The 23735-nt window shown below is 73.0% G+C and carries 24 protein-coding genes; 10 read left to right on the plus strand and 14 right to left on the minus strand.

The features are described 5' to 3' along the window. Positions 1 to 17 precede the first annotated feature (17 nt). From ACH436_RS04040 to ACH436_RS04055, 4 genes are all read right to left on the minus strand, one after another. Complete coding sequence (locus ACH436_RS04040; RefSeq protein WP_430558873.1) at positions 18 to 191, minus strand: hypothetical protein; 174 nt, start codon at positions 189 to 191, stop codon at positions 18 to 20. A gap of 67 nt (positions 192 to 258) precedes the next feature. Beyond that, complete coding sequence (locus ACH436_RS04045; protein WP_430558874.1) at positions 259 to 534, minus strand: metal-sensitive transcriptional regulator; 276 nt, start codon at positions 532 to 534, stop codon at positions 259 to 261. 43 nt (positions 535 to 577) lie between these two features. Continuing rightward, a complete protein-coding gene (locus tag ACH436_RS04050) occupies positions 578 to 2311 on the minus strand; it encodes an FAD-dependent oxidoreductase (protein ID WP_430558875.1) in 1734 nt (577 codons plus the stop codon). 74 nt (positions 2312 to 2385) lie between these two features. Further along, positions 2386 to 3873 carry an MFS transporter gene (locus tag ACH436_RS04055; RefSeq protein WP_430558876.1) on the minus strand — a complete coding sequence of 496 codons (1488 nt, stop codon included), beginning with the start codon at positions 3871 to 3873 and terminating at the stop codon, positions 2386 to 2388. A 170-nt stretch (positions 3874 to 4043) separates the two neighbouring features. Between ACH436_RS04055 and ACH436_RS04060 the strand changes: the two genes are divergently transcribed. Genes ACH436_RS04060 through ACH436_RS04075 form a run of 4 tightly spaced genes read left to right on the plus strand, consistent with a single transcriptional unit; the run spans position 4044 to position 7587 of the window. Then, positions 4044 to 5489 carry an APC family permease gene (locus ACH436_RS04060; RefSeq protein WP_430558877.1) on the plus strand — a complete coding sequence of 482 codons (1446 nt, stop codon included), beginning with the start codon at positions 4044 to 4046 and terminating at the stop codon, positions 5487 to 5489. Further along, complete coding sequence (locus tag ACH436_RS04065) at positions 5486 to 5872, plus strand: tRNA-dihydrouridine synthase (RefSeq protein WP_430558878.1); 387 nt, start codon at positions 5486 to 5488, stop codon at positions 5870 to 5872. The genes ACH436_RS04060 and ACH436_RS04065 overlap by 4 nt, the downstream gene beginning before the upstream one ends. Before the next feature lie 57 nt (positions 5873 to 5929). Then, positions 5930 to 6352, plus strand: coding sequence for a DUF350 domain-containing protein (locus ACH436_RS04070; protein ID WP_430558879.1), 423 nt, complete (start codon positions 5930 to 5932; stop codon positions 6350 to 6352). Next, entirely contained in the window at positions 6352 to 7587 is a 1236-nt protein-coding gene (locus tag ACH436_RS04075; protein WP_430558880.1) for a glutathionylspermidine synthase family protein, read from the plus strand. Before ACH436_RS04070 ends, ACH436_RS04075 begins: the two co-directional genes overlap by 1 nt. A gap of 219 nt (positions 7588 to 7806) precedes the next feature. On the opposite strand, the gene ACH436_RS04080 is transcribed toward ACH436_RS04075, so the two are convergent. Beyond that, positions 7807 to 8172, minus strand: a complete 366-nt coding sequence (locus ACH436_RS04080; protein WP_430558881.1) for a transposase — start codon at positions 8170 to 8172, stop codon at positions 7807 to 7809. Positions 8173 to 8442: 270 nt separating this feature from the next. Here ACH436_RS04080 and ACH436_RS04085 point away from each other — a divergent pair, with 270 nt between their 5' ends. The 4 genes from ACH436_RS04085 to rhaS are packed head-to-tail and all read left to right on the plus strand — an operon-like array spanning position 8443 to position 13077. Then, positions 8443 to 9957, plus strand: coding sequence for a sugar ABC transporter ATP-binding protein (locus tag ACH436_RS04085; RefSeq protein WP_430558882.1), 1515 nt, complete (start codon positions 8443 to 8445; stop codon positions 9955 to 9957). Next, the gene (locus ACH436_RS04090) at positions 9954 to 10997 is read left to right on the plus strand and encodes an ABC transporter permease (protein WP_430558883.1); all 1044 of its coding nucleotides are present in this window, start codon (positions 9954 to 9956) and stop codon (positions 10995 to 10997) included. The genes ACH436_RS04085 and ACH436_RS04090 overlap by 4 nt, the downstream gene beginning before the upstream one ends. Then, positions 10994 to 12043 (plus strand): ABC transporter permease, encoded by a 1050-nt coding sequence (locus tag ACH436_RS04095; RefSeq protein WP_430558884.1) that lies wholly within the window; start codon positions 10994 to 10996, stop codon positions 12041 to 12043. The genes ACH436_RS04090 and ACH436_RS04095 overlap by 4 nt, the downstream gene beginning before the upstream one ends. Next, the gene (rhaS, locus tag ACH436_RS04100) at positions 12040 to 13077 is read left to right on the plus strand and encodes a rhamnose ABC transporter substrate-binding protein (RefSeq protein WP_430558885.1); all 1038 of its coding nucleotides are present in this window, start codon (positions 12040 to 12042) and stop codon (positions 13075 to 13077) included. The genes ACH436_RS04095 and rhaS overlap by 4 nt, the downstream gene beginning before the upstream one ends. Positions 13078 to 13150: 73 nt before the next feature. Here rhaS and ACH436_RS04105 read toward each other — a convergent pair whose 3' ends face one another. Next, complete coding sequence (locus tag ACH436_RS04105) at positions 13151 to 14323, minus strand: RtcB family protein (RefSeq protein WP_430559151.1); 1173 nt, start codon at positions 14321 to 14323, stop codon at positions 13151 to 13153. Between the two features lie 240 nt (positions 14324 to 14563). After that, positions 14564 to 14689, minus strand: a complete 126-nt coding sequence (locus ACH436_RS04110) for a hypothetical protein (RefSeq protein ID WP_430558886.1) — start codon at positions 14687 to 14689, stop codon at positions 14564 to 14566. 105 nt (positions 14690 to 14794) lie between these two features. On the opposite strand from ACH436_RS04110, the gene ACH436_RS04115 reads away from it, so the two are divergent. Continuing rightward, positions 14795 to 15415: a TetR/AcrR family transcriptional regulator gene (locus ACH436_RS04115; RefSeq protein ID WP_430558887.1), complete on the plus strand. Its 621-nt coding sequence runs from the start codon at positions 14795 to 14797 to the stop codon at positions 15413 to 15415. A 52-nt stretch (positions 15416 to 15467) separates the two neighbouring features. Here ACH436_RS04115 and ACH436_RS04120 read toward each other — a convergent pair whose 3' ends face one another. Then, positions 15468 to 16565 carry a Gfo/Idh/MocA family protein gene (locus ACH436_RS04120; protein ID WP_430558888.1) on the minus strand — a complete coding sequence of 366 codons (1098 nt, stop codon included), beginning with the start codon at positions 16563 to 16565 and terminating at the stop codon, positions 15468 to 15470. Next, positions 16562 to 17362, minus strand: a complete 801-nt coding sequence (locus ACH436_RS04125; RefSeq protein WP_430558889.1) for a sugar phosphate isomerase/epimerase family protein — start codon at positions 17360 to 17362, stop codon at positions 16562 to 16564. The genes ACH436_RS04120 and ACH436_RS04125 overlap by 4 nt, the downstream gene beginning before the upstream one ends. A 202-nt stretch (positions 17363 to 17564) precedes the next feature. Between ACH436_RS04125 and ACH436_RS04130 the strand changes: the two genes are divergently transcribed. Continuing rightward, on the plus strand, positions 17565 to 18206 hold the full coding sequence (locus ACH436_RS04130) for a dihydrofolate reductase family protein (RefSeq protein WP_430558890.1): 642 nt from the start codon (positions 17565 to 17567) through the stop codon (positions 18204 to 18206). On the opposite strand, the gene arfB is transcribed toward ACH436_RS04130, so the two are convergent. From arfB to ACH436_RS04155, 5 genes are all read right to left on the minus strand, one after another. Next, complete coding sequence (arfB, locus tag ACH436_RS04135) at positions 18203 to 18640, minus strand: alternative ribosome rescue aminoacyl-tRNA hydrolase ArfB (RefSeq protein ID WP_430558891.1); 438 nt, start codon at positions 18638 to 18640, stop codon at positions 18203 to 18205. The genes ACH436_RS04130 and arfB overlap by 4 nt on opposite strands. 67 nt (positions 18641 to 18707) lie before the next feature. After that, positions 18708 to 19751, minus strand: coding sequence for an arabinan endo-1,5-alpha-L-arabinosidase (locus ACH436_RS04140; RefSeq protein ID WP_430558892.1), 1044 nt, complete (start codon positions 19749 to 19751; stop codon positions 18708 to 18710). Continuing rightward, positions 19748 to 21256, minus strand: coding sequence for an alpha-N-arabinofuranosidase (locus ACH436_RS04145; RefSeq protein ID WP_430558893.1), 1509 nt, complete (start codon positions 21254 to 21256; stop codon positions 19748 to 19750). The genes ACH436_RS04140 and ACH436_RS04145 overlap by 4 nt, the downstream gene beginning before the upstream one ends. Before the next feature lie 24 nt (positions 21257 to 21280). Beyond that, on the minus strand, positions 21281 to 22594 hold the full coding sequence (locus ACH436_RS04150; RefSeq protein ID WP_430558894.1) for an alpha-galactosidase: 1314 nt from the start codon (positions 22592 to 22594) through the stop codon (positions 21281 to 21283). Continuing rightward, positions 22591 to 23709: a cellulase family glycosylhydrolase gene (locus ACH436_RS04155; protein ID WP_430558895.1), complete on the minus strand. Its 1119-nt coding sequence runs from the start codon at positions 23707 to 23709 to the stop codon at positions 22591 to 22593. The genes ACH436_RS04150 and ACH436_RS04155 overlap by 4 nt, the downstream gene beginning before the upstream one ends. Positions 23710 to 23735 lie beyond the last annotated feature (26 nt).

Genomic DNA, 23735 nt, shown 5'->3' on the forward strand with positions numbered 1-23735 from the left:
CCACGAGGACGCGGCCGTCAGCGGCCGAACAGTCGCGCGAGGAAGCCGGATCGGTCACCCGACGACGGCTCGTCGTCGTGGCCGGGGCACCACTGGCCGGCGGGCACGGAACGGCGCACGTCGTCCACGTGCTGGCCGCAGCCCTTCCAGGTCGTCTTGCCGCAGGTCTTGCAGGTGACGGGGTAACACACGGTGGGCTTCTCCTTCGATGGGTGATGCGGTGGGGTCGTGCGACGGCGAGGCGGCGCCTCCGCCGGCTCAGGCCAGCGTGAGGAAGAGCTTCTCCAGCTCCTCCGTCGTCAGGCCGTCCTCGCCGGAGCCGGCGTCCGGGTCGGCGAGGCACTCCTTCATCGCCGTCGAGATGACGGCGAAGCCGGCGCGGTCCAGCGCCGCCGAGACGGCGGAGAGCTGGGTGACCACGTCGCGGCAGGAGCGGCCCTCCTCGACGGCCTCGATGACGGCGTTCAGCTGGCCGCGCGCGCGGCGCAGCCGGTTGGCGATGCGGCGCTGGGCGTCGGTGTCGGTGGTGAGCATCGGAGTCCTCCGTGTCGGGCGGGCGGGGCGAGGTCAGGCGTGGTCAGGCGTGGGCCGGTGCGGGCACCACGAGCAGGTCGTCGGCGCGGTCGCCGAGGACGGCGCGCAGGGTGAGCGTGCCGCCGGACAGGGAGGCGGAGTCGAACCCCGCCTGCGCGAGCACCCGGTGAGCGATCGCCGACCGCACGCCGGAGGCGCACAGGACGCGCACGGGCCGCCCGGCGGCGGCCTCCCGGACCTCGTCGAGGCGCCCGCGCAGCTCGGTGTGCGGCACGAGCAGCGCCCCGGGCAGGTGGCCCGTGGCGACCTCCTGCGGGGTCCGCACGTCGAGCACGAGCGCGTCGGTCAGGACGTCGTCGAGGTCCTGGGCGTACCAGAGGCGCAGGGTGCCGTCGAGCACGTTCGCGCCGACCATGCCGGCGAGGTTGACGGCGTCCTTCGCCTGGCCGTAGGGCGGCGCGTACGCGAGGTCGAGGTCGATCAGGTCGTCGACCGCCATGCCCGCGCGCAGCGCGGTCGCCAGCACGTCGATCCGCTTGTCGACGCCGTCTTGGCCGACGGCCTGGGCCCCGAGCAGCAGCCCGTCGTCCTCGCGCACGTGCAGCACGAGGTGCACCTGGCTCGCGCCCGGGAAGTACCCGGCGTGCTGGTTCGGGTGCAGGTGCAGGGTGCGGAAGGCGAGCCCGGCGGTCGTCAGCGCGGCCCGGTTGGCCCCGGTGGTGGCCGCGGTCAGCCCGCCGACCCGCACGATCGCCGTGCCCAGGGGTGCGGGCAGGGGGCGGGCCGTGCCCGGGCGGACGACGTCGTCGGCGACCAGCCGACCGGCACGGTTGGCGGGGCCGGCCAGGGCGACCGGGCGCCGGAGGCCCGTGACGGCGTCGGCCTGCACGACCGCGTCGCCGACGGCCCACACGCCCGGGGCGGAGGTACGGCCGTGCTCGTCGACGACGATCGCACCGCGCTCGCACTCCAGCCCGGCGGCCTCGAACGCCTCCGTGTCGGGTCGCACGCCGACCGACAGCACCACGACGTCGGCCGGCACCCGGCTGCCGTCGCCCAGCACGACGACGTCCTCGTCGGCCCCGGCCTCGACGGCCTCGGCGGCGACCCCGGTCCGCACGGCCACGCCGAGGCGGCGCAGCTCCTGGGTGACGGGGTGCGCGACCTCGTCCTCCAGCGGCGGCAGCACGTGGGGCCCGAGCTCGACGAGGGTGACCTCGAGGCCGGCGGCCGCGAGCGCCTCGGCGGCCTCGACGCCGATGAACCCGGCACCGAGCACGACGGCGCGGCGAGCCCCGCCCTGCACGCGCTCCCGCAGCGCCCGGGCGTCGTCCACGGTGCGCAGGGTGCGCACCCGTGCGGAACCGAGCCCGTCGATCGGCGGGCGCACGGCGCGCGCTCCCGGCGACAGCACGAGGGCGTCGTACGGGAGCTCGACGACGCCGTCGGCGGTGGCCGCGGTGACGACACGTCGGTCGGTGTCGAGCGCCGTCACGTCGTGGCCCGTGCGGACGTCGAGGGCGAGGGCGGCGCGCAGGGACGCCGGGGTCTGCACGAGGAGCCGGTCGGCGTCGGGGATCTCGCCGCCCACGTGGTACGGGAGGCCGCAGTTCGCGAACGAGACGTGCGGGCCGCGCTCGAGCACGACGATCTCGGCGGTCTCGTCGAGACGCCGGGCGCGGGCGGCGAAGCTCATGCCGCCGGCCACTCCCCCGACGACGACGATCCGTCGGCGCACGGGCGTGGCGGCGGCTGGGGTGGCGGTGCTGTCGATCATGGGACGAGAATACCCCGGGGGGTATTACTCGTCCCAATCGGCTGGTCAGCGACGTGCGGGCTCCTGCGGCGCGCTCACCCGTCCCCCTCGCGCGCGGCATCGTGCTCGGCGTCCTGCGCGGACAGCGGCGTCGCCACGTCCTCCAGGGACCTCCGCTCGGCCCCGACACCGAGGAACATCGCCACCACCCCGCCGCCGATCATCAGCGCGGCACCGATGTAGTAGCCCACGGCGATGCCGGAGATGTCCTGCGCCTGGCTCGCCGACTCGATCAGGCGGCCGAAGAGCAGCGGCCCCGTGATGCCGCCGACCGCGGTGCCGACGGCGTAGAAGAACGCGATGCACAGCGCACGGGTCTCCATCGGGAACACCTCGCTCGCGGTGAGGTAGGCCGAGCTCGCGCCCGCCGACGCGACGAAGAAGATCGCCATCCCGAAGAACGTCAGCGTCCACGCCGTCAGGCCGCCGAGCATCAGGCCGGCGACCGCGAGCAGGACGCCGGAGACGATGTAGGTGCCGGAGATCATCCGCACGCGGCCCACCTTGTCGAAGAGCGGCCCCAGGGCGAGGGCTCCCAGGAAGTTGCTCACCGCGAAGAGGGCGATGTACGTGCCGGTCTGACCCACGCCGAGGAACGTCTGCAGGGTGTCGCCGAACGTGAAGAAGAACGCGTTGTACAGGAAGGCCTGGCCCACGAACAGGGCCAGGCACAGCACCGTCCGCCGCGGGTACTCGGTGAACACGGTGCGGGCGACGCGCGCGAGGCTCACGGTGTGCCGCTGCTTCACCGTGAGGGTGCCCTCGGGCTCGGCCAGCTCGACGCCGTCCTCGCGCGCCACGCGCTCCTCGATGCCGGACACGATGCGCTCGCTGTCCCGCTCGCGGCCGTGGATGAACAGCCACCGGGGGCTCTCCGGGACGTTGCGGCGCACGAAGAGGACGCACAGCCCCAGCACGGCCCCGAGCGCGAAGCACAGCCGCCACCCCAGCCAGGCCGGGATCAGCTCCGGGTTCAGCAGCGGGATGGTCAGGAGCGCGCCGCCCGCCGCGCCCACCCAGTACGACCCGTTGATCGCGATGTCGATCCGCCCGCGGTACTTCGCCGGGATGAGCTCGTCGATCGCCGAGTTCACCGCCGCGTACTCCCCGCCGATCCCGAGTCCCGTGACGAACCGCATCGCGAAGTAGTACAGGGGGTTCATCGAGAACGCCGTGAGCACCGTGCCCACGAGGTACACGAGCAGCGTGAGGATGAACAGCCGTTTGCGGCCGAACCGGTCGGTGAGCTGGCCGAAGACCAGGGCTCCGAGGCACGACCCGGTGACGTAGACCGCGCCGGCCAGCCCGATGTCCGCGCTCGTGAGGCCGAGGCCGGTCTCCCCCTTGAGCGCGTCGGACAGGTTGCCGACGATCGTCACCTCGAGCCCGTCGAGGATCCAGACCGTGCCCAGCCCGATCACGATCATCCAGTGCCATCGCGCCCACGGGAGCCGGTCGAGACGCGCCGGGATGTCGGTCGTGATGGTCCTCAGCGTCGTCGCGCCGCTCTGCGTCGAAGGCATGCTCCGTGGTACGCCGCCACGCCGATGCACGCACGGCGAGCGTCGGTCGCCCGCGCTCCTGAACAGGATCGACACGGCGCGCGCGGCCCCCCTATGCTTCCGCCCGCGCCGTCTGCGACCCCTCGTCCGAGGGATGCGACCGAGGGGCGTACGGCGCGAAGGGGTCCGACGTGGTGCAGCGGGTGGGTCGCGGCGGCGACGTCGACGACGTTCGCGGGGAGCGGCCGCCGACGCTCGGGCCGTCCGCCCCGGCGGGACGCCTCCGGGCGGGGGCGGTGGGTCGGCTCGGCTCGACGGTCTTCGGCGTCGCCTCCACCTCACCGGCGTACTCGCTCGCCGTGAGCGTCGGGCTCCTGGTCGCCGCCGTCGGCACGGCCGCCCCCACGGCCCTGGTGCTCTCCGCCGTGCCGGTCGTGCTCGTCGCCCTGTGCTTCCGCGAGCTCAACCGCGAGCTGCCCGACTGCGGCACCACGTACGCCTGGGTGCAGCGAGCCCTCGGCCCGCGCGCGGGCGCGATGGCCGGGTGGCTCACCATCGCCGCGTGCCTGCTGGTCATGGCCAACCTCGCCCAGGTGAGCGCCGTCTACGCGTTCGACCTGGTGGGCGCGAGCGACCTCGCGGGCTCGCGCGTCGCCCAGGCCGTCGCGGGCGCCGCGTGCCTCGCCGGGATGGCCTGGCTCGCCTACCGCGGCGTCCAGGTGGCCGCCCGGCTGCAGCTGGTGCTCGTCGGGTTCGAGCTCGTCGCGCTCCTGTGGTTCGCGGGCCGCGCGCTGGCACGGGCCGACCACCTCGCCTGGCCCACCCTCCAGGCGGGCGGGGAGGGCGGCGTCGGCGGGTGGACCACCGCGTTCCTCGCCGCCGTCTTCCTCTACTGGGGGTGGGACTCGTCCTTCTCCACGAACGAGGAGTCCGACGACCCGCGCCGCACCCCGGGCGCCGCCGCGCTCGCCGCCAACGCCGTCCTCGTGCTCCTGTACGTCGTCGTGACGTGGTCCGCGATCAGCTGGTCGGGCGCCGACCGCCTCGCCGCCGTCGCCGACGACGACTTCTTCGCCGTGCTCGCCGGCGACCTGCTCGGCACCACCGGCGGCAAGGTGCTCGTGGCCGCCGTGCTCCTGTCCGCGCTGGCGTCCGCGCAGACCACCATCCTGCCCACCACGCGCACGATGCTGTCCATGGGGCGCGACGGCGTCGGCTCGCCACGCCTCGCGGACGTGTCGCCACGGTTCGGCACCCCGTCCACCGCCACGTGGGTCTTCACGGCGGTCGCCACGGCGATCTACGTCCTGCTCGTCCTGCTGTCCGACGCCGTCCTCGCCGACTCCGTCGCCGCGACCTCGGTGCTCGTGGCCGCCTACTACCTGGCCACCTCGGTCGCCACGATCCGCTTCCCGTACGCCGACGGCGTCGGCGTACGGCCGCTGTGGCGCGTCGTCGTGCCGGCCGTCGCGGCCCTGGTCTTCGGCACGGTCCTCGTGCTGTCGGCGCTCGACCTCAGCGGGGTCTCGCTGCTCGTCGTCGCCGTCTCGGTCGTCGCCGGCGCGCCGCTCGTCCGTTCCGCGGGCGTGCCCGCCTCGTCCCGCCCCCGTCCCGTCCCGCAGGAGGACCACCCGTGACTTCCCCCGTCCGTCGCATGCGCAGCGCCTCGGTCACGCTGGGCGTGACCGCCGTCGTGGCGGCATCCCTGACCGGCTGCAGCTCGCAGTCGGCGGACAACCGCGCGATCTGCGTGGACCCCGAGACCCAGCTGCGGGTCGACGACGACCGCTGCGACGAGGACGACGACTACCACGGCAGCGGCACACCGGCGTCCGGCTTCTACTGGTACTACCTGCGCTCCGGCGGGCGCGCTCCCGCCGTCGGCGCCTCCTACGCCACGAGCTCCGGCAGCTTCGACTCCACCCGGCTGTCCGGCACCTCCGCCAAGGGCGGCGTCGACGCGGACGGCGGCACGATCACCCGCGGCGGCTTCGGCGGCAGCGGCCACGTCGGCTCCTGACGCCCGCACGGCTCGTCCCTCACCCCTCGCCCCGCACCGAAGGAGACCTCCTCCGCCATGACCGAACTCCTGCCCGCCCTGGGCTTCGGCGTCGCCTACTGCCTCGTCGGGACGCTCGTGCTCGTCGCCTCCTGGTTCGTGCTGGACCTGCTGACCCCGGGCCGGCTGGGCGAGCACCTGCGCGTGTCGCACTCGGCCGCGCTCGTCGCCGCGACCTGGATGGTCGCGCAGGGCGCGATCGTCTTCACCGCCATCTGGTCCAACGCCGACGCGGCGTTCGGGGCCGCGCTCGCGTGGACCGTGGCGTTCAGCGTGCTGGGCGTGCTGCTCCAGTCGCTCGCGTGGCGGTTGGTGGACCTCGTCACGCCGGGGACGCTGGGCGAGGAGGTCAGCGCGCCCGGGCCGGTGGTGCCCCTCGCCGGCGTGAGCGCGGGCGTGATCGTCGCCGTCGCGCTCGTCGTCGTGGCCAGCATCGCCTGATGCGCCGACACCCGATCGCCCCGCGCCCCGGGTGGCGCGAGACGGTGGTCTCGCAGGGTCTCGTCTTCCCCGTCACGCCGACGACGGGGCTGCACGGGGAGGAGGGCGAGGTCGCCTACTGGAACGAGTCGGCCTGGTACGACTTCACGATGGCCGAGGTGGAGCGGCTGGAGGCCGCCACCGAGGAGCTGTACGGCATGTGCCTCGAGGCGGCCCGGGAGATGCTCCGGCGCTACTCCGACGCCGACCTGGCCCTCCCCTCCGGCGCGCTCGCCCTCGCGCGGGAGTCGCTCGACCGGCGCGACCCGTCTCTGTACGCGCGCTTCGACCTCGCCTACGACGGCACCGCGCCCGCCAAGATGCTCGAGATCAACGGCGACACCCCCACCGGCCTCGTGGAGACCGCCGTCGCGCAGTGGCGCTGGCTCGAGGACGTGTTCCCCCGCTACGACCAGTGGAACTCCGTGCACGACCGCCTGGTGCGGTGGTGGGGCGAGGCCGCCGAGGCCGGGCGCTACCCGCAGGGCGTGCACTTCTTGCACTCCACCGCCGACGACTCCGGCGAGGAGGAGATGACCGTCACCTACCTGCGGGACACCGCCGCGAGCGCCGGGCTGGCCACCTACGGGCACCCGATCGAGAAGCTCGGCTGGGACGACGACCCCCGCGGGCAGCGGTTCGTGGACGACTACGACCTCACCGTGCACGCCGCGTTCAAGCTCTACCCGTGGGAGGACATGCTGGGCGAGGAGTTCGGCGCCCACCTGCTGGGCGGGCACGAGCACCGCCCCACTCGGTGGATCGAGCCCCCATGGAAGCTCCTGCTGTCCACCAAGGCGATCCTGCCCGTGCTGTGGGAGCTGTTCCCCGGTCATCCGAACCTGCTGCCCGCCTACCTCGGGGAGCCGCGCGACCTCACCGAGTGGGTCGCCAAGCCGCTGTGGGGCCGCGAGGGCGACAACGTGCACGTGCACGCCGACGACCTCGAGCAGGTCAACGACGGCTCCTACGGCGACCAGCCGCTCGTGTACCAGCAGTACACACGCCTGCCGGACTTCGACGGCAACCGCGTGGTGCTGGGGTCCTGGGTCGTCGGCGGCCGGTCCGCGGGGTGTCTCGTGCGCGAGTCCGACGGCCCGGTCACCGACTACTACTCGCGGGTCGTCCCGCACGTCATCGGCGACGCGCGCATGCCCGACCACGCCCAGGTGCAGGCCTGGCTCGACGAGGACTGATCTGTGGTCAGGTTCTGTCAAAGGGCATGGTGAGGCCCCACCCGGTCGGGAGCTGATCGGGTGGAGCCTCGTCTTGTCCTTGGGCCCATGCCGGTCGAGCGTGTCTTGGCGACGCGTGGTCGAGACTGATATGCGCGGGTCGGTCACCGCATGACCGGGACCCGACGGGAGCGTGCTGCCTGGGTGTCTGAGGCCGAGCGTGGCAACCGAGGTTGCTGCTCACAGCCCTTTCGCGGGTCGCTCCTCGCGCTGCGCGCCGGCAGGAACGTCAGGGCACGTCACGGTTGGTCGGATCAGGTCATGGGCGTGCGCTCGAGGGTGGCCAGGGACCAGCACCAGCCGGCGAGTTCGCGGGCGATCACGGTGGTCGCGACGGTGTGCTCTCTTACCGCGGGCGGCGTCGACGCCCCAGCGGTGCTCAGTGGGGACAAGGCCGAGGAACGATCCGATCGAGGCGCCGGTGAACCGGTCCCAGTCGCCGATCTCGACCGCGAGGGCGAACGCGGTGAGGGTGGAGATCCCGCGCTGGCACCACAGCCGGTGCACCGCGGCGGTGCCGGGCAGGTCGAACCGGACGCGGTGCACACCACTGGTCGTGAGCCCCGGTCCACGCCTTGCCGCGCGGCCCGCAACCACTCACCGACGAGCGGTCACCTCATACGGTCTGAGCCGCGCGAGCACGCCCCCGGCGCACGTCGAGCGCAGGCGAGGGACGACGACGCGCCTGTCACGACATCGACACGATCCGGAACGGCGCGTTGACGCTGCGCGCCGGGGGCGAATAGCGTGCTGTGACAGGTTCTTTGAATCGTTTTTAGGCATCACTCGCGACAACGACGTCGGAGGGAGCGGCCCATGGCGAGCCCACCGGAAGGGCCCGTGCTCGAGCTGCGGGGCGTGCGCAAGTCGTTCGGCCCCGTCGCCGCGCTGCGGTCCGGCGCGCTGAGCGTCGACGGCGGCACGATCCACGCCCTCGTCGGCGAGAACGGCGCCGGCAAGTCGACCCTGGTGAAGATCCTCTCCGGCCTGTACCGCCGCGACACCGGCACGTTCCGCCTGCACGGGCTCGACGTCGACTTCACGACCACCGCCGAGGCGCGGGCGGCGGGCGTCGCGGTGATCTACCAGGAACCCACCCTGTTCCCCGACCTCAGCGTCATGGAGAACATCTTCATGGGCCGCCACCCGCTGCGGCGCGGGCGCCGGGTCGACCGCCGGGCGATGCGCGAGCACGCCGCCGCGCTCTTCGCGCGGCTGGGGGTCACCCTCGATCCCCTGCGCCCCGCGGAAGGACTGTCGATCGCCGACCAGCAGATCATCGAGATCGCCAAGGCGATGTCCCTCGACGCGACCGTGCTCGTCATGGACGAGCCCACCGCCGCACTGTCCGGGCACGAGGTGCGCCGGTTGTTCCAGGTGGCCCGCGGCCTGCGCGACGAGGGCCGGGCCCTGGTGTTCATCTCGCACCGCCTCGACGAGGTCTTCGAGCTGTGCGACGCGGTCACGGTGCTGCGCGACGGCGAGTACGTCGCCACCGCGGCGATCGCCGACACCTCCGTCAGCGAGGTGGTGACGCACATGGTCGGACGCACCGTCGACGACCTGTACCCGAAGGTCCCCGCGCCGATCGGCGACGTCCGGCTCGAGGTGCGAGGGCTGCAGCGCGCCGGCGTCTTCCACGACGTCTCGTTCGACGTCCGGGCCGGGGAGATCGTCGCCCTCGCCGGGCTCGTGGGCGCCGGTCGCAGCGAGATCGCCCGGGCCGTGTTCGGTGTCGACCCCTACGACGCCGGCAGCGTGCGCCTCGACGGCCGCCCGGTGCCGCCCCGCAGCCCGCGCGCGGCGGTCCGGGCCGGGATGGCGCTGGTGCCGGAGGACCGCCGCCAGCAGGGCCTGGTCACGGACTCGACGGTCGCGCGGAACGTCACCGCCGCGATCCGGTCCCGGATCGCCCGGCTCGGGATGCTCACGTCCTGGCGCGAGGCCGACGCCGCCGCGCCCTGGGCGTCGCGGCTCGAGGTCAAGACCAACGCGCTGGACATGCACGGCAGCACGATGAGCGGCGGGAACCAGCAGAAGGTCGTGATCGCCAAGTGGCTGGCGACGACGCCGACCCTGCTGATCATCGACGAGCCCACCCGCGGCATCGACGTCGGCACCAAGGCCGAGGTGCACCGGCTGCTGTCGGAGCTCGCCGGGCAGGGCATGGCGATCCTCATGATCTCTTCCGAGCTGCCCGAGGTCCTCGGCATGGCCGACCGCGTGCTCGTCGTCGCGGAGGGCCGCGTCACCGCCGAGCTGCCGCGCGCCGACGCCACCCCGGAGGCCGTGATGCACGCCGCCACCGCCACCCTGGAGCACCAGCCGTGACCGGGCCCGTGACCGAGCAGCTGGTGGAACCCAGCCGCCTCTCCCCCGCCCGGCGCGCCTGGCGCACGGTGCTCCGCTCCCGCGAGCTCGCCATCGGCCTCGTCCTGCTCGCCGTGGTCGCGGCCGCGACCGCCGCGAACGACAGCTTCCTGCTCAGCCCCAACAGCTGGCGCGACCTGCTCCTGACGCCGTCCGTGCTGGTGGTGCTCGCGGTGGGTCAGGCGGTCGTCATCATCACCCGCAACGTCGACCTGTCGGTGGGGTCGGTCCTGGCGCTCACCGCCTACCTCAGCGGACGGCTGTTCATCGCGAACCCTGACCTGCCCGTGCCGGTGGTATTCCTCGTCGCGATGCTGGCAGGGGCGGCCCTCGGGCTCGTCAACGGCCTGCTCGTGGGCCTGGGCCGCGTCCCCGCGCTCGTGATCACCCTCGGCACGCTGTACGTGTACCGGGGGGTCGTCCTCACGTGGGCCGGCAGCGACCGGGTCAACGCGTCCGACCTGCCCGGCACCTTTCTCGCCCTCGGGACGAGGACCGTGCTGACGGTGCCCGTCCTGACGGTCGTCGCGCTCGTCGTGCTCGCCGCCGTGGGCTACTACCTCCACACCGCCCGCAGCGGGCGCGAGCTGTACGCGATCGGCTCCGAGCCCGAGGCCGCGGTGCTGTGCGGCCTACCCCTGCGCCGCCGGGTGATCGGCGCGTTCGTGCTCTCGGGCGCGCTGGCCGGGCTCGCCGGCATCATGTTCGCCGCCCGCTACGGCACGATCAGCTCTGGCGCCGGCCTCGGCACCGAGCTGCAGGCCGTCGCCGCCGCCGTCATCGGCGGGGTCGCCATCTTCGGCGGCAGCGGCACGGTCTGGGGCGCCGCGCTCGGCGCCGTCCTGCTGGTGACGATCAACCGCGCCCTGCCGATCCTCGGCATCCCCGACTTCTGGCAGCAGGCCGTGGTCGGCGTCCTCATCATCGGCGCGATCGTGCTGGACCGGGTGCTCGCGAACCGCACGGCCCGGCGACTCGTCCGAGCGAGGGATGCCCGATGACGACCACGGAACGCCCGGAACGGACCGGGCGCGCGTACGCCGCCCACGCACGCCCCTGGTGGCAGCGCGCCCTGCTCACCCGCGAGGTCGGGATCATCGCGCTGCTCGTGGTCGTCGTCGCGCTCTCGCTGCAGTACGTGGACAACTTCCGCGGCCCGCTGACCCTGCCCTACCTCGTGCTCGACACCGCGCCGATCCTGCTCATCGCGCTGCCGATGACCCTCGTGATCATCACCGGGGAGATCGACCTGTCGGTCGCCTCCGTGGTGGGGCTCTCCAGCGTGACCGTCGGTCTTCTCGTCGAGGCGGGCTGGTCGGTACCGGCCGCCGCCGGCGCCGCGCTGCTCGTGGGGCTCGCATGCGGCGCCCTCAACGGCTTCCTCGTCGCGTTCGTCGGGCTGCCTTCGCTCGCCGTGACCATCGGCACCCTCGCCCTGTACCGCGGCGTCGCGGTGGGGCTGCTGGGCACCAAGGCGGTCACGGACTTCCCCGAGGCATGGACCGACCTCGCCACCGCACGCGTCGGAGAGACCCAGCTTCCGGTCGTGCTCGTCCCGATCGTCGTGCTGGCCGCCGTCTTCGTCGTGCTGCTGCACTTCACGCCGTTCGGCCGCGGGGTCTACGACATCGGCCTCAGCGCCGACACCGCGCGGTTCAGCGGCGTGGGCGTGGCCCGGACCAAGCTCGTGCTCTTCGTCCTCACCGGCACGGTCGCGGCCTTCGCCGGGGTGTTCTTCACCCTCCGCTACGGCAGCGCGCGCGGCGACAACGCGACGGGCATGGAGCTGCAGGTGGTCGCGGCCGTCCTGCTCGGCGGCGTGTCGATCTTCGGCGGCCGCGGCGCGCTGCACGGGGTGCTCGCCGGCGTGCTGCTCATCGGCGTCGTCTCCAGCGCCCTGCGGCTGGAGAGCGTCACCGTCAACGTCATCAACATCATCATCGGCGCGCTCCTCGTGCTGTCGGTGATCTCCCCGAGCGTCACCGCCTGGTTCGTCCGGCGCCGGCGCCCGACCACCCCGCGGCCCGTCGGAAAGGAAGAACGATGAAGCTCACGAACCAGCGGTCGGCCGCCCTTGCGGCCCTCGCGATGACCGCAGCACTGGCTCTCGCCGGGTGCTCGTCCGGCGGCGAAGACGGCGGCGGGGGCGAGAGCGGAGGCGGGGGCGGCGACGTCTCGGTCGTCATGCTGCCGAAGAACCTCGGCAACCCGTACTTCGACACCAGCACCAAGGGCGCGAAGGCCGCCACCGGGGAGTTCGGCGGCTCCTTCTCGGAGGTCGGGCCGGACACCGCCACGCCCGACGCGCAGGTGCCCTTCATCAACACTGCCGCCCAGCAGGGCACCAAGGCGCTCATCGTGTCGGCCAACGACCCGAAGGCGATCTGCGACGCGCTCGACGAGGCCCGGACGGCCGGCACGAAGGTCGTGACCTTCGACTCCGACACCGACCCGGCGTGCCGCGACCTGTTCGTCAACCAGGCGTCCGCCGAGGGCATCGCCAAGGTGCAGGTCGACATGATCGCCGAGCAGATCGGCGACTCCGGCGAGGTCGCGATCCTCTCCGCGAGTGCCAACGCCACGAACCAGAACGCGTGGATCGAGCTCATGGAGAAGGACCTGGCCGACAACCACCCCGACATCACCCTGGTGGACACCGTCTACGGCAACGACGACGACCAGACCTCGTTCGACAAGACGGCGGCGCTGCTGCAGTCGCACCCGGACCTCAAGGGCATCATCTCGCCCACCACCGTGGGCATCGCCGCGGCGGCCCGGTACGTCTCGACGTCGGACGCCAAGGGCAAGGTCGCCGTCACCGGCCTCGGCACGCCCAACCAGATGCGCGAGTACGTCGAGGACGGCACGGTCACCGAGTTCGCGCTGTGGAACCCGGAGGACCTCGGCTACCTCGCCGCGTTCGCGGCGGACGCGCTGGTCGAGGGCACCATCACCGGGGCCGAGGGCGACTCCTTCACCGCGGGCAAGCTCGGCGACTTCACCGTCGACGCCGACGCGACCGTGCTGCTCGGCGACCCCTACCGCTTCAACAAGGACAACATCGGCGACTTCGACTTCTGACGCGCACGCCCCCGTCGGCCGGCGGGACCTCACGAGGTCTCGCCGGCCGGGCGCGGGTGCCTGGATCGTGCCGTCAGCCCTTGACGCAGAGCAGCGTGCGGAGCCGGGCGACGACCTCGACGAGGTCGGACTGCGCGGCGATCACCGCGTCGAGGTCCTTGTAGGCGCCCGGGATCTCGTCCAGCACCCCGGCGTCCTTGCGGCACTCGATCCCTGCCGTCTGCGCGGCGAGGTCGTCCAGGGTGAAGGTCCGCTTCGCCCGCGTCCGCGACATCCGCCGCCCTGCGCCGTGCGACGCCGACCAGTACGACTCCGGGTTCCCGAGTCCGCGGACGATGTAGGACCCGGTCCCCATCGATCCTGGGATCAGCCCGAGGTCGCCCCGGCCGGCCCGGATCGCCCCCTTGCGGGTCACGACCAGCTCCTGGCCGTCGATCCGCTCGACCGCCACGTAGTTGTGGTGGACGTTCACGGCCTCGTCGAACCGGATCTCCCGCCCGGGGAAGGAGGCGCGCACGGCGTCCACGACCAGGGTCATCATCACCGCCCGCGACCGTGCCGCGTACTCCTGCGCCCACCACAGGTCGGCGAGGTAGGCGTCCATCTCGGGCGTGCCGCCGAGGAAGACCGCCAGCTCGCGGTCGACGAGCCCCTGGTTGTGCTCCAGCCGCTTCGCGACGGCCACGTGCTGCTCAGCCAGGGTCTTGCCGATGTTGCGCGACCCGGAGTGGAGCTGGAGCCAGACCGTACCGGCTGTATCGGCGCAGACCTCCGCAAAATGGTTGCCTCCGCCAAGCGTTCCGAGCTGGCGGCGCGCCCGTCCCTCGAGGTCGGAGACGCGCCCGTGCAGGCCGTCGAAGCGCGACCAGAACGCGTCGGCGCCCCGCGCGACCTCCGCCGGCCCGGTGCCGGAGATCGAGCGCAGCCGGTGCGGGTCGATCGGGTGGTCGTGGGCGTGAAAGCCGACCGGGATGGCGGCCTCGATCCGGGACCGGATCGGACCGAGGTCGTCGGGCAGGTCCTCGACGGTCAGCGAGGTGCGCACGCCGATCATGCCGCAACCGATGTCGACACCCACCGCGTTCGGCGAGACGGCGTCGCGCATGGCGATGACGGACCCGACGGTCGCGCCCTTGCCGAGGTGGACGTCGGGCATGACGCGGACGCCCTCGACCCACGGCAGGGCCGCGATGTTGCGCAGCTGGGCGAGCGCCGCGGGCTCGACGTCGTGCTCGTGGGCCCACATCAGGGTGTCGGCACGCGCGCCGCTCAGCGGGACGGGAAAGGCGTGGGACGCCGTGGTCGCCCCGGTCGTCTCGGTCGGGTTCTCGGTCATGGTGAGCACCCCCTCCTGGTGGGTGCGTGAAGCGATTCGTCGGGACGGCGCCTCACCGGCACCGTCGTGGGTTTCCGCCGACAGAACGGCGAGAGCCGCCCTCGGGACACGGTCCCAGGGGCGGCTCGGGTGGCCTGACTCAGGTGTCGCTCAGGCCGTGCTCCCGCCCTCGGGGCGCTTGTGCTCGTTCCCGAGCGTGCCCGCGCGGAGGGACCGCGCGGGCACGACGGGACGCCGGCCGGTGTCGGCCTGACGGTCGCTCGACGCGTAGGGCACGGGACCCTCCTGGGTGGGTGGCGACGGCAGGGAGATCCTGCCGGCGGCGCCGAACCTAGCACCGGGTCCACGTCCTGCCCCAGCGAATATCGGTAGGTTGGCCGCGTGAGCGCACCCCAGGACGCAGGGCAGGACGCGGCGCCCCGGCGCGGGTACGCGAAGGGAACGGCCCGGAGGGCGCAGATCCTGGACCAGGTGCTGCGGATGGTCGCGGAGCACGGTGTCGACGCGTCCTCGCTCCGGTCCGTCGCCGACGCGGTCGGCGTCTCGCACGCCACGTTGCGGCACTACTTCCCCTCGCGGGACGACCTGCTCGTGGCCGTCTACCACGAGCACGAGGTCCAGCGCGGTGAGACGGGCGGCCCGCCCGAGTCCGTGGTCGGCGGGATGCGCAAGAGCGCCGTGCTCAACCGCGAGGTCCCGGGGCTGGTGCAGCTCTACACGACCCTCGCCGGCGACGCCGCGGGCGAGGGCCACCCGGTGACGCGCGAGTTCTTCCGCGAGCGATTCGCCCGCATCCGCGGCGAGCTCGCCGCGCGCGTGCGGGCCGACCAGGAGGCCGGGCTGATCGACCCGGGCATCGACGCCGGCGACCTGGCCGCGCTCGCGATCGCGGCCTCCGACGGCATCCAGGTGCAGTGGCTCCTCGACCCGGACGCCGTGGACGGTGCGCGGGTGCTGGAGCTGCTCGAGCGGCTGGTGCCGCCGCCCCCTGCCGCGTCCTGACACGACGAGGGGCCGGGTCCCGCAGGACCCGGCCCCCCCGCCCCGGGTGGCGTCAGAAGGTCGACGCCGCCGGGTCGAAGTCCTCCGCCAGCGGCGGCGGTGCGTCGACCGTGGAGGCGACGTCGACGCCCGTGCCGGACTCTGCGGCGTCGCGGATCGCGAGGAGCACGTCGAGCACGTGCAGCGCGACGGCGCCGGACGCCCGCTCGGGACGCCCCTCGCGGATCGCGCGGGCCAGCTCGACCACGCCGGTGCCGCGGCCCCAGGTGGAGCCGGTGGCCGCGATCGTCTCGGGCTCGTCCTGGCCGTACCGCCACAGGGTCGAGTCCCCGTCGAAGACGTTCGGGTCGGGCAGCACGATCGTGCCGGTCGTGCCGTTGACCTCGACGAAGCCGGCGCGGGGCAGGGCGTGCTGGAACGAGAACGTCGACTGCGCCGACTGCCCGCCCGCGAACTGGATCAGGGCGGCGTGGTGGGTGGGCACCTCGACGGGGAACGTCGCGCCGGCGCGCGGGCCGGAGGCGATCGTGCGCTTCTCGAGCGACTTCGACGACACGGCCTGCACGTGCGACGTCGCGCCGAGCGCGTGCACCAGCGTCGTCACGTAGTACGGGCCCATGTCGAACAGCGGCCCGGCGCCCGTCGCGTACAGGAAGTCGGGGTCCGGGTGCCACGCCTCCGGGCCGGGCACGTGGAACATCGTGGTCGCCGTCAGCGGCTCGCCGATGTCCCCGCGGGCGATGGCGCGCAGCGCGGACTGGATGCCCGCGCCGAGCACGGTGTCCGGGGCGCACGCGACGCGCAGCCCCTTCGCCTCGGCGGCGGCCAGCAGCGCCGCGGCCGACGCGTGGTCGGTCGCGATCGGCTTCTCGCTCCACACGTGCTTTCCGGCCGCGACGATCTGGTGCCCGACCTCGGCGTGCACGGCCGGGATCGTCAGGTTGACGACGATCTCGATGTCGTCGCGGGCCAGCAGCTCCTCGACCGTGCCCGACGACGCGACCCCGTAGGCCTCCGCCTGCGCGCTCGCGCGGTCGAGCAGCACGTCGGCCACCATCCGGACCTCGACGTCCGCGAACTGCGTGAGGTTCTCGAGGTACTGCGTGGAGATGTTCCCGGCACCGATGATGCCGACGCCCACGCGGCTCACTTGTCGTTCTCCTTCAGCCAGGCGAGGGACGCGGCGACGCCCTCGAAGACGTCGCCCGCGTAGGAGTCGAACTCCACGACGCGGATGGCCTGCGGCGCGGCGGAGAGGATCGCCGGCACGTCGACGTCGCCCTGACCGGCGGGCACCTGGTTCTCGTACGCGGCCTTGAGGGCCGGCGGCACGTCGAGGGCGCTCTCGCTGGACGGGAGCACGGTGGCGATGTCGCCCGACACCTCGCCGTCCTTGACGTGGATCGCGACGACGCGGTCGCCGAGCGTCTTGAGCACCGCGGGGGCGTCGGCGCCGCCGACGGTGGCCCAGAAGGTGTCGACCTCGAGCACGGCCTCGGGGTCGAGGTGCTCGGCGAAGATCTCGAAGACGGCGCGGCCGTCGACCTTGTTGGTGAACTCCCACTGGTGGTTGTGGTAGCCGAAGCGCAGGCCGTGGCCGGCGGCACGGACCGTCAGCTCGTTGACGCGCTCGGCGAGCTTCTTCGCGTCGTCCGCCGTCTGCCACCGCTCGGTGGGGACGAACGGGTCGATGACGATCCCGATGCCGAGGCGCGCGGCGGCGTCGAAGACGACGTCCGGCTCGGCGGCGTCGATGACGCCGGCGTGGCCGGACGGCGCGGCCAGGCCGGTGGCGGCGAACGCACGCTCGAAGTCGGCGACGCGCTCGACGAACGCGTACGGCTCGACGTGCTCGTACCCGATCTCGCGCACGCGCGCGACGGCGGCGTCCAGGTCGGCGGCGATGGCATCCCGCAGCGAGTACAGCTGCACGGACGTGATGGGCATCTGGGGCTCCTTCGCGTGGTCTGCGGTCCGACTTCCGTCGATGCCCATACAGAAGTACGTCGCAGCGCGCCGGAAGCCGTGGACGAGCCTACCCCCAAAACCTCACAGTGGAAGGTTTCTGCTCCGATGAGTTCGCGGGACCACCCCGGTCTGCACCCTGAGCCGGCCGACCGTCCGGGCCGGACGACCCCGGGAGGACATCATGGGACTGATCCACCTCGAGCTGTTCGCCACCCTCGACCTCGTCGCCCAGGCGCCCGGCGGCCCCGACGAGGACCCGGAGGGCTTCCCGTTCGGCGGCTGGCAGGCCCCCTTGATCGACGAGGTCGCCGGGCAGCAGATCGACGCCGCCTACGGCGAGGGCACGGACGCCCTCCTGCTGGGGCGGCGCACGTACGACATCTTCGCCGCCTACTGGCCGCACCAGAGCGGCGGCGGCCAGGACGGCGACATCGCGACCCTGTTCAACAGCATCCCGAAGTACGTCGCCTCCCGCGGCACCCCGGACCTCTCGTGGGCAGGCTCCACCCAGCTCGGGCCGGACCTGCCCGCCGCCGTGCGGGAGGTCCGCGACCGGCACGAGCACGTCCGGGTGGTCGGCAGCCTCGACCTCGTGCAGACCCTCCTGCACGAGAAGCTCTTCGACCGCATCGACCTGTGGGTGCACCCCATCGTGCTCGGCGTCGGGAAGAAGGTGTTCGACGGCGGCGAGGTGCCCACCAACCTCACGCTCCTCGAGCCACCCGCCGCGGGGCCGAGCGGCACCGTGTACCTCCATTACGGGCTCGCCGACGGCGTGCCCGCCACCGGCGACATGGGCGCACCCGACCGCGGCGCCGATTAGTCCTGGGGTGGCCGCCGCATCCGCTTGACCCCCGAGCGCCGCTTCTTCGCGTCGATGCGCCGCTCCACAGAGCCACGGGTCGGGCGCGTCGGGCGACGTCGGGGCCCGGGCGGCGCCAGGGCGTCCGCGACGAGCGCCGCCAGCCGGACCCGTGCGGCGTCACGGTTGCGCAGCTGGGCGCGGTGCTCGGACGCCACCACGGTCAGCACCCCGCCGGGTGCCCGCCGGCCGAGCCGCTCGAGGACCCGCGCCCGCTGCGCCGCGGAGAGGACCGCCGAGGCCCCGACGTCCCAGGACAGCTCGACGCGTGAGTCCGCCGTGTTGACGCCCTGACCGCCGGGCCCCGAGGAGCGCGAGAACCGCCAGGTCAGCTCCTGCGTGGGGATGACGAGGGCAGGGGTCACCCGGAGTCCGGCACGGGCGTCGTCGGGCACGCGACCATGATGCCCGAGCCTGCCGACACCGTGCCCGCCGCGCGCAGCTCTTTCCGGAGGCCGGGGCTCACGCCCCGGGCCGGGACGTCAGGCTCTCCTGCTCGTCGACGGTCATGGCGACGGGCCAGCCCGCGTCCGTCCACGCGAGGCTGCGGATCGCCAGCGTGGGCGTGCCGCCGTCCGCGCCGTCGTAGAAGTGGAACCCGAGCAGCTCGTCGCCGCCGCCGACGGCGACCGACTCGCCGCCCGGGCCGATCATGTCGCCGACGGCGTCCAGCACGGGGGTGCCGCCGTCCTCGAGCAGCGAGTCCCCCTCGGCGTCCACGTACGGGCCCGTGATGTCCTCCGCGCGGCCGACCTCGACGTGGTAGGTGCTGTCCGTGCCCTGGCAGCACGAGTCCTTGGAGACGAAGAGGTACCAGTACCCGCCGTGGTGCAGCAGCGCCGGGGCCTCGATCGCGTTCGTCGCGTCACCGCGGCTGGCGATCACCTGCGGCTCGCCGCCCTCGACCGGCATCCCGCTCGGCCACGACAGCTCGACCAGCTGGATCCCGCCCCAGAACGACCCGAACGCCATCCACGGGGTGCCGTCCTCGTCGGTCACCACGGCCGGGTCGATCGCGTTGTAGCCGTCGCCCGCCGACGACTGCCAGACGATCCCCCGGTCCTGCCACGCGACGTCGGCCCCCAGCTCGTCGGACGTCATGAGGCCGATGGCCGAGGTGTTCGACCCGAACGTCGACGCGGCGTAGTAGAGGTACCAGGTGCCGTCGTGCTCCACGACCTCCGGGGCCCACAGGTTGGTGACGCCGGGAACCGCCTCCTGCTGCCACGCCGGTCGGTCGTCCGGGAGCACCTCGCCCTCGTACGTCCAGGCGTTGCCGTCGACGGAGTGCCGCACCTGGATCGCGCCGAGGCCCTTGGTCAGGTTCCCGGTGGAGAAGACCCACCAGTCCTCGCCGTCGACGACGAGCGAGGGGTCGTGCACCTCGACGTCGCCCTCGACGGGGACGACGGTCCCCGCGACCGGGTCGGCGCCGCAGGCCGCGAGCAGCACCACGGACACCGCCCCGGCGAGCGTCGCGGCGGCCCGCCGGGGCGTGCGTCTCATCGGGCGAGCCGGATCATCGACCAGGACACCGCCGGCAGCGTGGCGGTCAGGTGCCCGTCGGCGATCGCGGCGGTGTCGTTCGCCCGCGGTGCGACCGAGTCGTCGTCGTCGGCCGTCGCCGACCAGTACACGTCCGGGTTGGAGAGGGTGACCGCCTCGACGACGCGCAGCCCCGGCACCGAGCGCAGGTCGGCCTCGAGGCGGACCTCCTCGGTCACCGACCGGTTCACGACGAACGCCACGAGCTCGCCGGTCTGCTCGTCCCAGGTCGCCGCCGCGTCCACGAGGGGCGCGTCGCCGAACCGTGCCGTCTCGTACGTCGGCGTCTCGAGCGCGACCTGCAGGACCTCCCCCGCGGCGTGGTTCGACGTCAGCGCGAACGGGTGGAACGTCGTCTGCTTCCACAGCCGCCCGCCCGGCTCGGTCATCATCGGGGCGATGACGTTCACCAGCTGTGCCAGCGACGCGGCGTGCACCCGGTCGGAGTTCCGCAGCAGCGAGATGAGCAGGTTGCCCACCACCACGGCGTCGGCGACGTTGTACCGGTCCTCCAGCAGCACGGGCGCCACCGGCCAGTCGTCGCCCGACGGCGGCCTCGACTCGGCGCGCTTCTGGTACCAGACGTTCCACTCGTCGAAGGAGATGTGGATCCGCTTGTCCGTCTTGAGCCGTGCACGGACGGCGTCGGCGGTCGCCGCGACCGAGGCGACGAAGTGGTCCATGTCGACGGCCGAGGCGAGGAACGAGCCGAGATCGCCGTCCTCCTCCCAGTAGTAGGCGTGCGCGGAGACGTAGTCGACCTGCTCGTACGCCTCGGTGAGCACGATCCGCTCCCACTCGCCGAACGTCGGCATCGACGACTGCGACGAGCCGCATGCGACCAGCTCGAGGTCGGGCTGGATCTGCCGCATCGCCCGCGCGGTCTCGGCGGCGAGCCGCCCGTACTCCTCGGGCGTCTTGTGGCCGGTCTGCCACGGGCCGTCCATCTCGTTGCCCAGGCACCACATCTTGACGCGGTACGGCTCGGGGGCGCCGTTGGCCCGGCGCAGGTCGGACCAGTAGGTGCCGCCGGGGACGTTGCAGTACTCGAGCAGGTCGAGCGCCTCCTGCACGCCGCGGGTGCCCAGGTTCACCGCCATCATTGGCTCGACGCCGGCCTGGGCGCACCAGCGCATGAACTCGTCGGTGCCGACGAGGTTCGGCTCGGTCGAGTGCCACGCCAGGTCGAGGCGGCGCGGCCGCTGCTCCACCGGTCCGACGCCGTCCTCCCAGCGGTAGCCGGACACGAAGTTGCCGCCCGGGTAGCGCACCGTGGAGACGCCCAGCTCCTTGACCATCTCGACGACGTCCTTGCGGAAGCCGTCGGCGTCGGCGGTCGGGTGCTCCGGGTCGTGGATGCCGCTGTAGACCGACCGGCCGAGGTGCTCGACGAAGGAGCCGAAGGTGCGGCGTCGGACGGGGCCCACACGGAACGCGGGGTCGATGGTGAGACGGGCAGTGGTCATGATGCTTCCTCGCTTCGTCGCGCTTCAGGATCGGGTGAGCTCGAGCCAGCGCACACCGTGCGCCGGGACGTCGAGCACGAGGGTGAGGTCCGGGCGGACGCCGACGACACCGGCGTCCCACAGGTCGTGCGCGGTCCACGCGGCCTCCCGCGCGACGACGGCGTCCCCGAGGACGTCCTGCAGCGCCACGGTCACCTGGTGGGAGGTCGGGCCGGTCCAGAACACGGCGGCGAAGCGCGCCGGGCCGTGCGCCTCCCGGGCGGCCCACACGACGACGTCACCGTCGCCGCGCTCGACGTCGCGCTCGCGCCACATCTCGGCGCCGTCGACGGACTCGCGCAGGACCCGGGCGACGGCTGGGTTGGCCAGCCGCTCGATCGTCCCGTCGTCCGTCTCGGGCAGGTGGCCGCCGATCATGAACGGGGAGCGCGCCATGGCCCACAGCGTCAGCAGCGTGCGCTGCTCGTCGGGCGTGAGCAGGGAGTCCCGGGGCTCGCCGCGCTCGGCCCGCAGGCCGATCCGCCCCAGCGGGAGCATGTCCGCGTCCGCCCAGCCGCTCGGCGACTGCAGGGGCGCCCACCGCGCGAGGCGGCCGAACTGCTCCTCGACGTCGCTCCACCGGTCCCACAGGTCGTTGCTGATGCGCCACAGGTCCGCGTGGCGGCGCAGGTGGGGAAGGTGCGCCGTCGACAGGGCGGTCCCGGGCGACAGGGACAGCACGACCGGCCGTCCGGACCGGTCCAGGGCCGTGCGCCACGCCTCGATGGCGTCGGCGTGGTACGGCGCCAGCATGTCGTCGATCTTCAGGTAGTCCAGCCCCCACGACGCGAGCAGGGCGGCGAAGCCGTCCAGGTAGGCCTGCGCCCCCGGGTGCGAGTGGTCCAGCCCGAAGTAGCCGGGGTGCCACGCGCACGTCGAGGAGGTGTCGGCGATCTGCGCCGCCGTCCACCCCGTGCCCAGCACCGGCAGGTCGAGCTCGACCGCGCGCCGGGGGATGCCGCGCATCAGGTGCACGCCGAACCGCAGGCCGAGGGCGTGCACCTTGTCGGCGAGGGGCGCGAACCCCGCGCCGCCCGCGGCGGACGGAAACCGGCCGGGCGCCGGGGCCGGGTACCCGTGCGCGTCGACCTCGAAGGGTGCGCCCTCCTGGTACCCGTGCGAGCGCGCCGTCGGGTCGTACCAGTCGATGTCCACGACGACCGTGTCGTAGCCGACGGGCAGCAGCCTGCGGGCCATGACCTCGGCGTTCGCGAGGACCTCGTCCTCGGTCACCGTGGTCCCGAAGCAGTCCCAGCTGTTCCACCCCTGCGGCGGGTGCTCGATCCCCAGCCGCGTCATCGCCGCACCTGCCTGACCGGCCGCGACGGTGGGAGGTTGCAGGCCCGTAGCACCTCGATCTCGTCGGGGTCGTAGGGCGTGAAGTCGGAGTGCACGACGTCGTGCATCCACAGCCTCGTGTCGATGCCGGGCAGCGGCTTGATGAACTCCCACACGTGGTTGAACTGCGCCTTGCCGTTCACGAAGCCGAAGAAGTAGCTCCCGACGCCCTCCCGCTTCCACAGCGGCAGATGCGTCTCGATGGTGCTGCGGTAGGGGCGGTGCATCCACTCGGTGTTGAGCAGCGGCCGCCCGTACCGTTCGAGGAACCGCACGAGGTCCTTGGCGTGCGAGTAGTCCCCGTAGTAGTGGAACGACACGATGTCCGACAGCTCGATCGCACGCTCCTCGACGGGCTGGAGCCGGCACGGGTCGAGCAGCCACTCGTACGCGTCGGCGGCGCCGACGCCCCAGATCTCCGCCGTCAGCGGCTGGCTCACGTCGGCCTCCCGCAGCCAGGCGAACACCTTCTCCATCATGGGCAGCGACCTGTCGCCGCGCGTCGAGTTGCCGATCTCGTTCCAGACGTTCCAGACCACGATCCGCTCGTCCTGGCCGTACCGTGCGGCCAGCTCGTCGACCCAGCGGCGGAACGTCGGCTCGAGCTCGGGCTCGTCGGTCAGCACGTACCCGACGATCCCGCCGCCCTGCACGTCGTCGTCGAACGGCGACTCGGACGAGCCTCCGAAGTAGCCGGGCTCGGGCTCGGGCTGCGGCCCGAGCCGGGCGGGCGACCACCGGTGCCGGGGCACCGAGCAGTCGTTGAACAGCACCGGCATCATCGTCATCCCGTACGAGCCGAGCAGGTCGAGCAGCTGGTCCAGGTGGGCGAAGAACGCGTCCGGCTCGTGTTGCCACACCTCGAACGGCAGGTAGAAGCGGACGGAGTTGATGCCGTACCCGTGCGCCAGCGCGATCTCCCGGGCGGCGTCACGCCAGGCGACGTCGTGCTCGTGCTCCTGCAGCAGCCACAGCGCACCGTGGATCGCCCCGCTGGGGATCCAGTTCATCCCGGTGATCCAGTCCCGGCCGGTGTACCAGTCCCAGATCTCGTCCTCGGTCCATCGACGCTTCATCGCGCCCTCCCTTCGTCGTTGCCGCT

It is taken from the genome of Isoptericola sp. NPDC019693 (genome assembly GCF_044389085.1).
Lineage (GTDB): Bacteria > Actinomycetota > Actinomycetes > Actinomycetales > Cellulomonadaceae > Isoptericola.

What these genes read in the sequence shown, in the direction of transcription:
- ACH436_RS04045 (WP_430558874.1), bottom strand. Translation starts at nt 534, where the DNA reads ATGCTCACCACCGACACCGACGCCCAGCGCCGCATCGCCAACCGGCTG.
- ACH436_RS04050 (WP_430558875.1), bottom strand. Translation starts at nt 2,311, where the DNA reads ATGATCGACAGCACCGCCACCCCAGCCGCCGCCACGCCCGTGCGCCGA.
- ACH436_RS04055 (WP_430558876.1), bottom strand. Translation starts at nt 3,873, where the DNA reads ATGCCTTCGACGCAGAGCGGCGCGACGACGCTGAGGACCATCACGACC.
- ACH436_RS04070 (WP_430558879.1), top strand. Translation starts at nt 5,930, where the DNA reads ATGACCGAACTCCTGCCCGCCCTGGGCTTCGGCGTCGCCTACTGCCTC.
- ACH436_RS04075 (WP_430558880.1), top strand. Translation starts at nt 6,352, where the DNA reads ATGCGCCGACACCCGATCGCCCCGCGCCCCGGGTGGCGCGAGACGGTG.
- ACH436_RS04085 (WP_430558882.1), top strand. Translation starts at nt 8,443, where the DNA reads ATGGCGAGCCCACCGGAAGGGCCCGTGCTCGAGCTGCGGGGCGTGCGC.
- ACH436_RS04095 (WP_430558884.1), top strand. Translation starts at nt 10,994, where the DNA reads ATGACGACCACGGAACGCCCGGAACGGACCGGGCGCGCGTACGCCGCC.
- rhaS (WP_430558885.1), top strand. Translation starts at nt 12,040, where the DNA reads ATGAAGCTCACGAACCAGCGGTCGGCCGCCCTTGCGGCCCTCGCGATG.
- ACH436_RS04105 (WP_430559151.1), bottom strand. Translation starts at nt 14,323, where the DNA reads ATGTGGGCCCACGAGCACGACGTCGAGCCCGCGGCGCTCGCCCAGCTG.
- ACH436_RS04125 (WP_430558889.1), bottom strand. Translation starts at nt 17,362, where the DNA reads ATGCCCATCACGTCCGTGCAGCTGTACTCGCTGCGGGATGCCATCGCC.
- ACH436_RS04130 (WP_430558890.1), top strand. Translation starts at nt 17,565, where the DNA reads ATGGGACTGATCCACCTCGAGCTGTTCGCCACCCTCGACCTCGTCGCC.
- ACH436_RS04140 (WP_430558892.1), bottom strand. Translation starts at nt 19,751, where the DNA reads ATGAGACGCACGCCCCGGCGGGCCGCCGCGACGCTCGCCGGGGCGGTG.
- ACH436_RS04145 (WP_430558893.1), bottom strand. Translation starts at nt 21,256, where the DNA reads ATGACCACTGCCCGTCTCACCATCGACCCCGCGTTCCGTGTGGGCCCC.
- ACH436_RS04150 (WP_430558894.1), bottom strand. Translation starts at nt 22,594, where the DNA reads ATGACGCGGCTGGGGATCGAGCACCCGCCGCAGGGGTGGAACAGCTGG.
- ACH436_RS04155 (WP_430558895.1), bottom strand. Translation starts at nt 23,709, where the DNA reads ATGAAGCGTCGATGGACCGAGGACGAGATCTGGGACTGGTACACCGGC.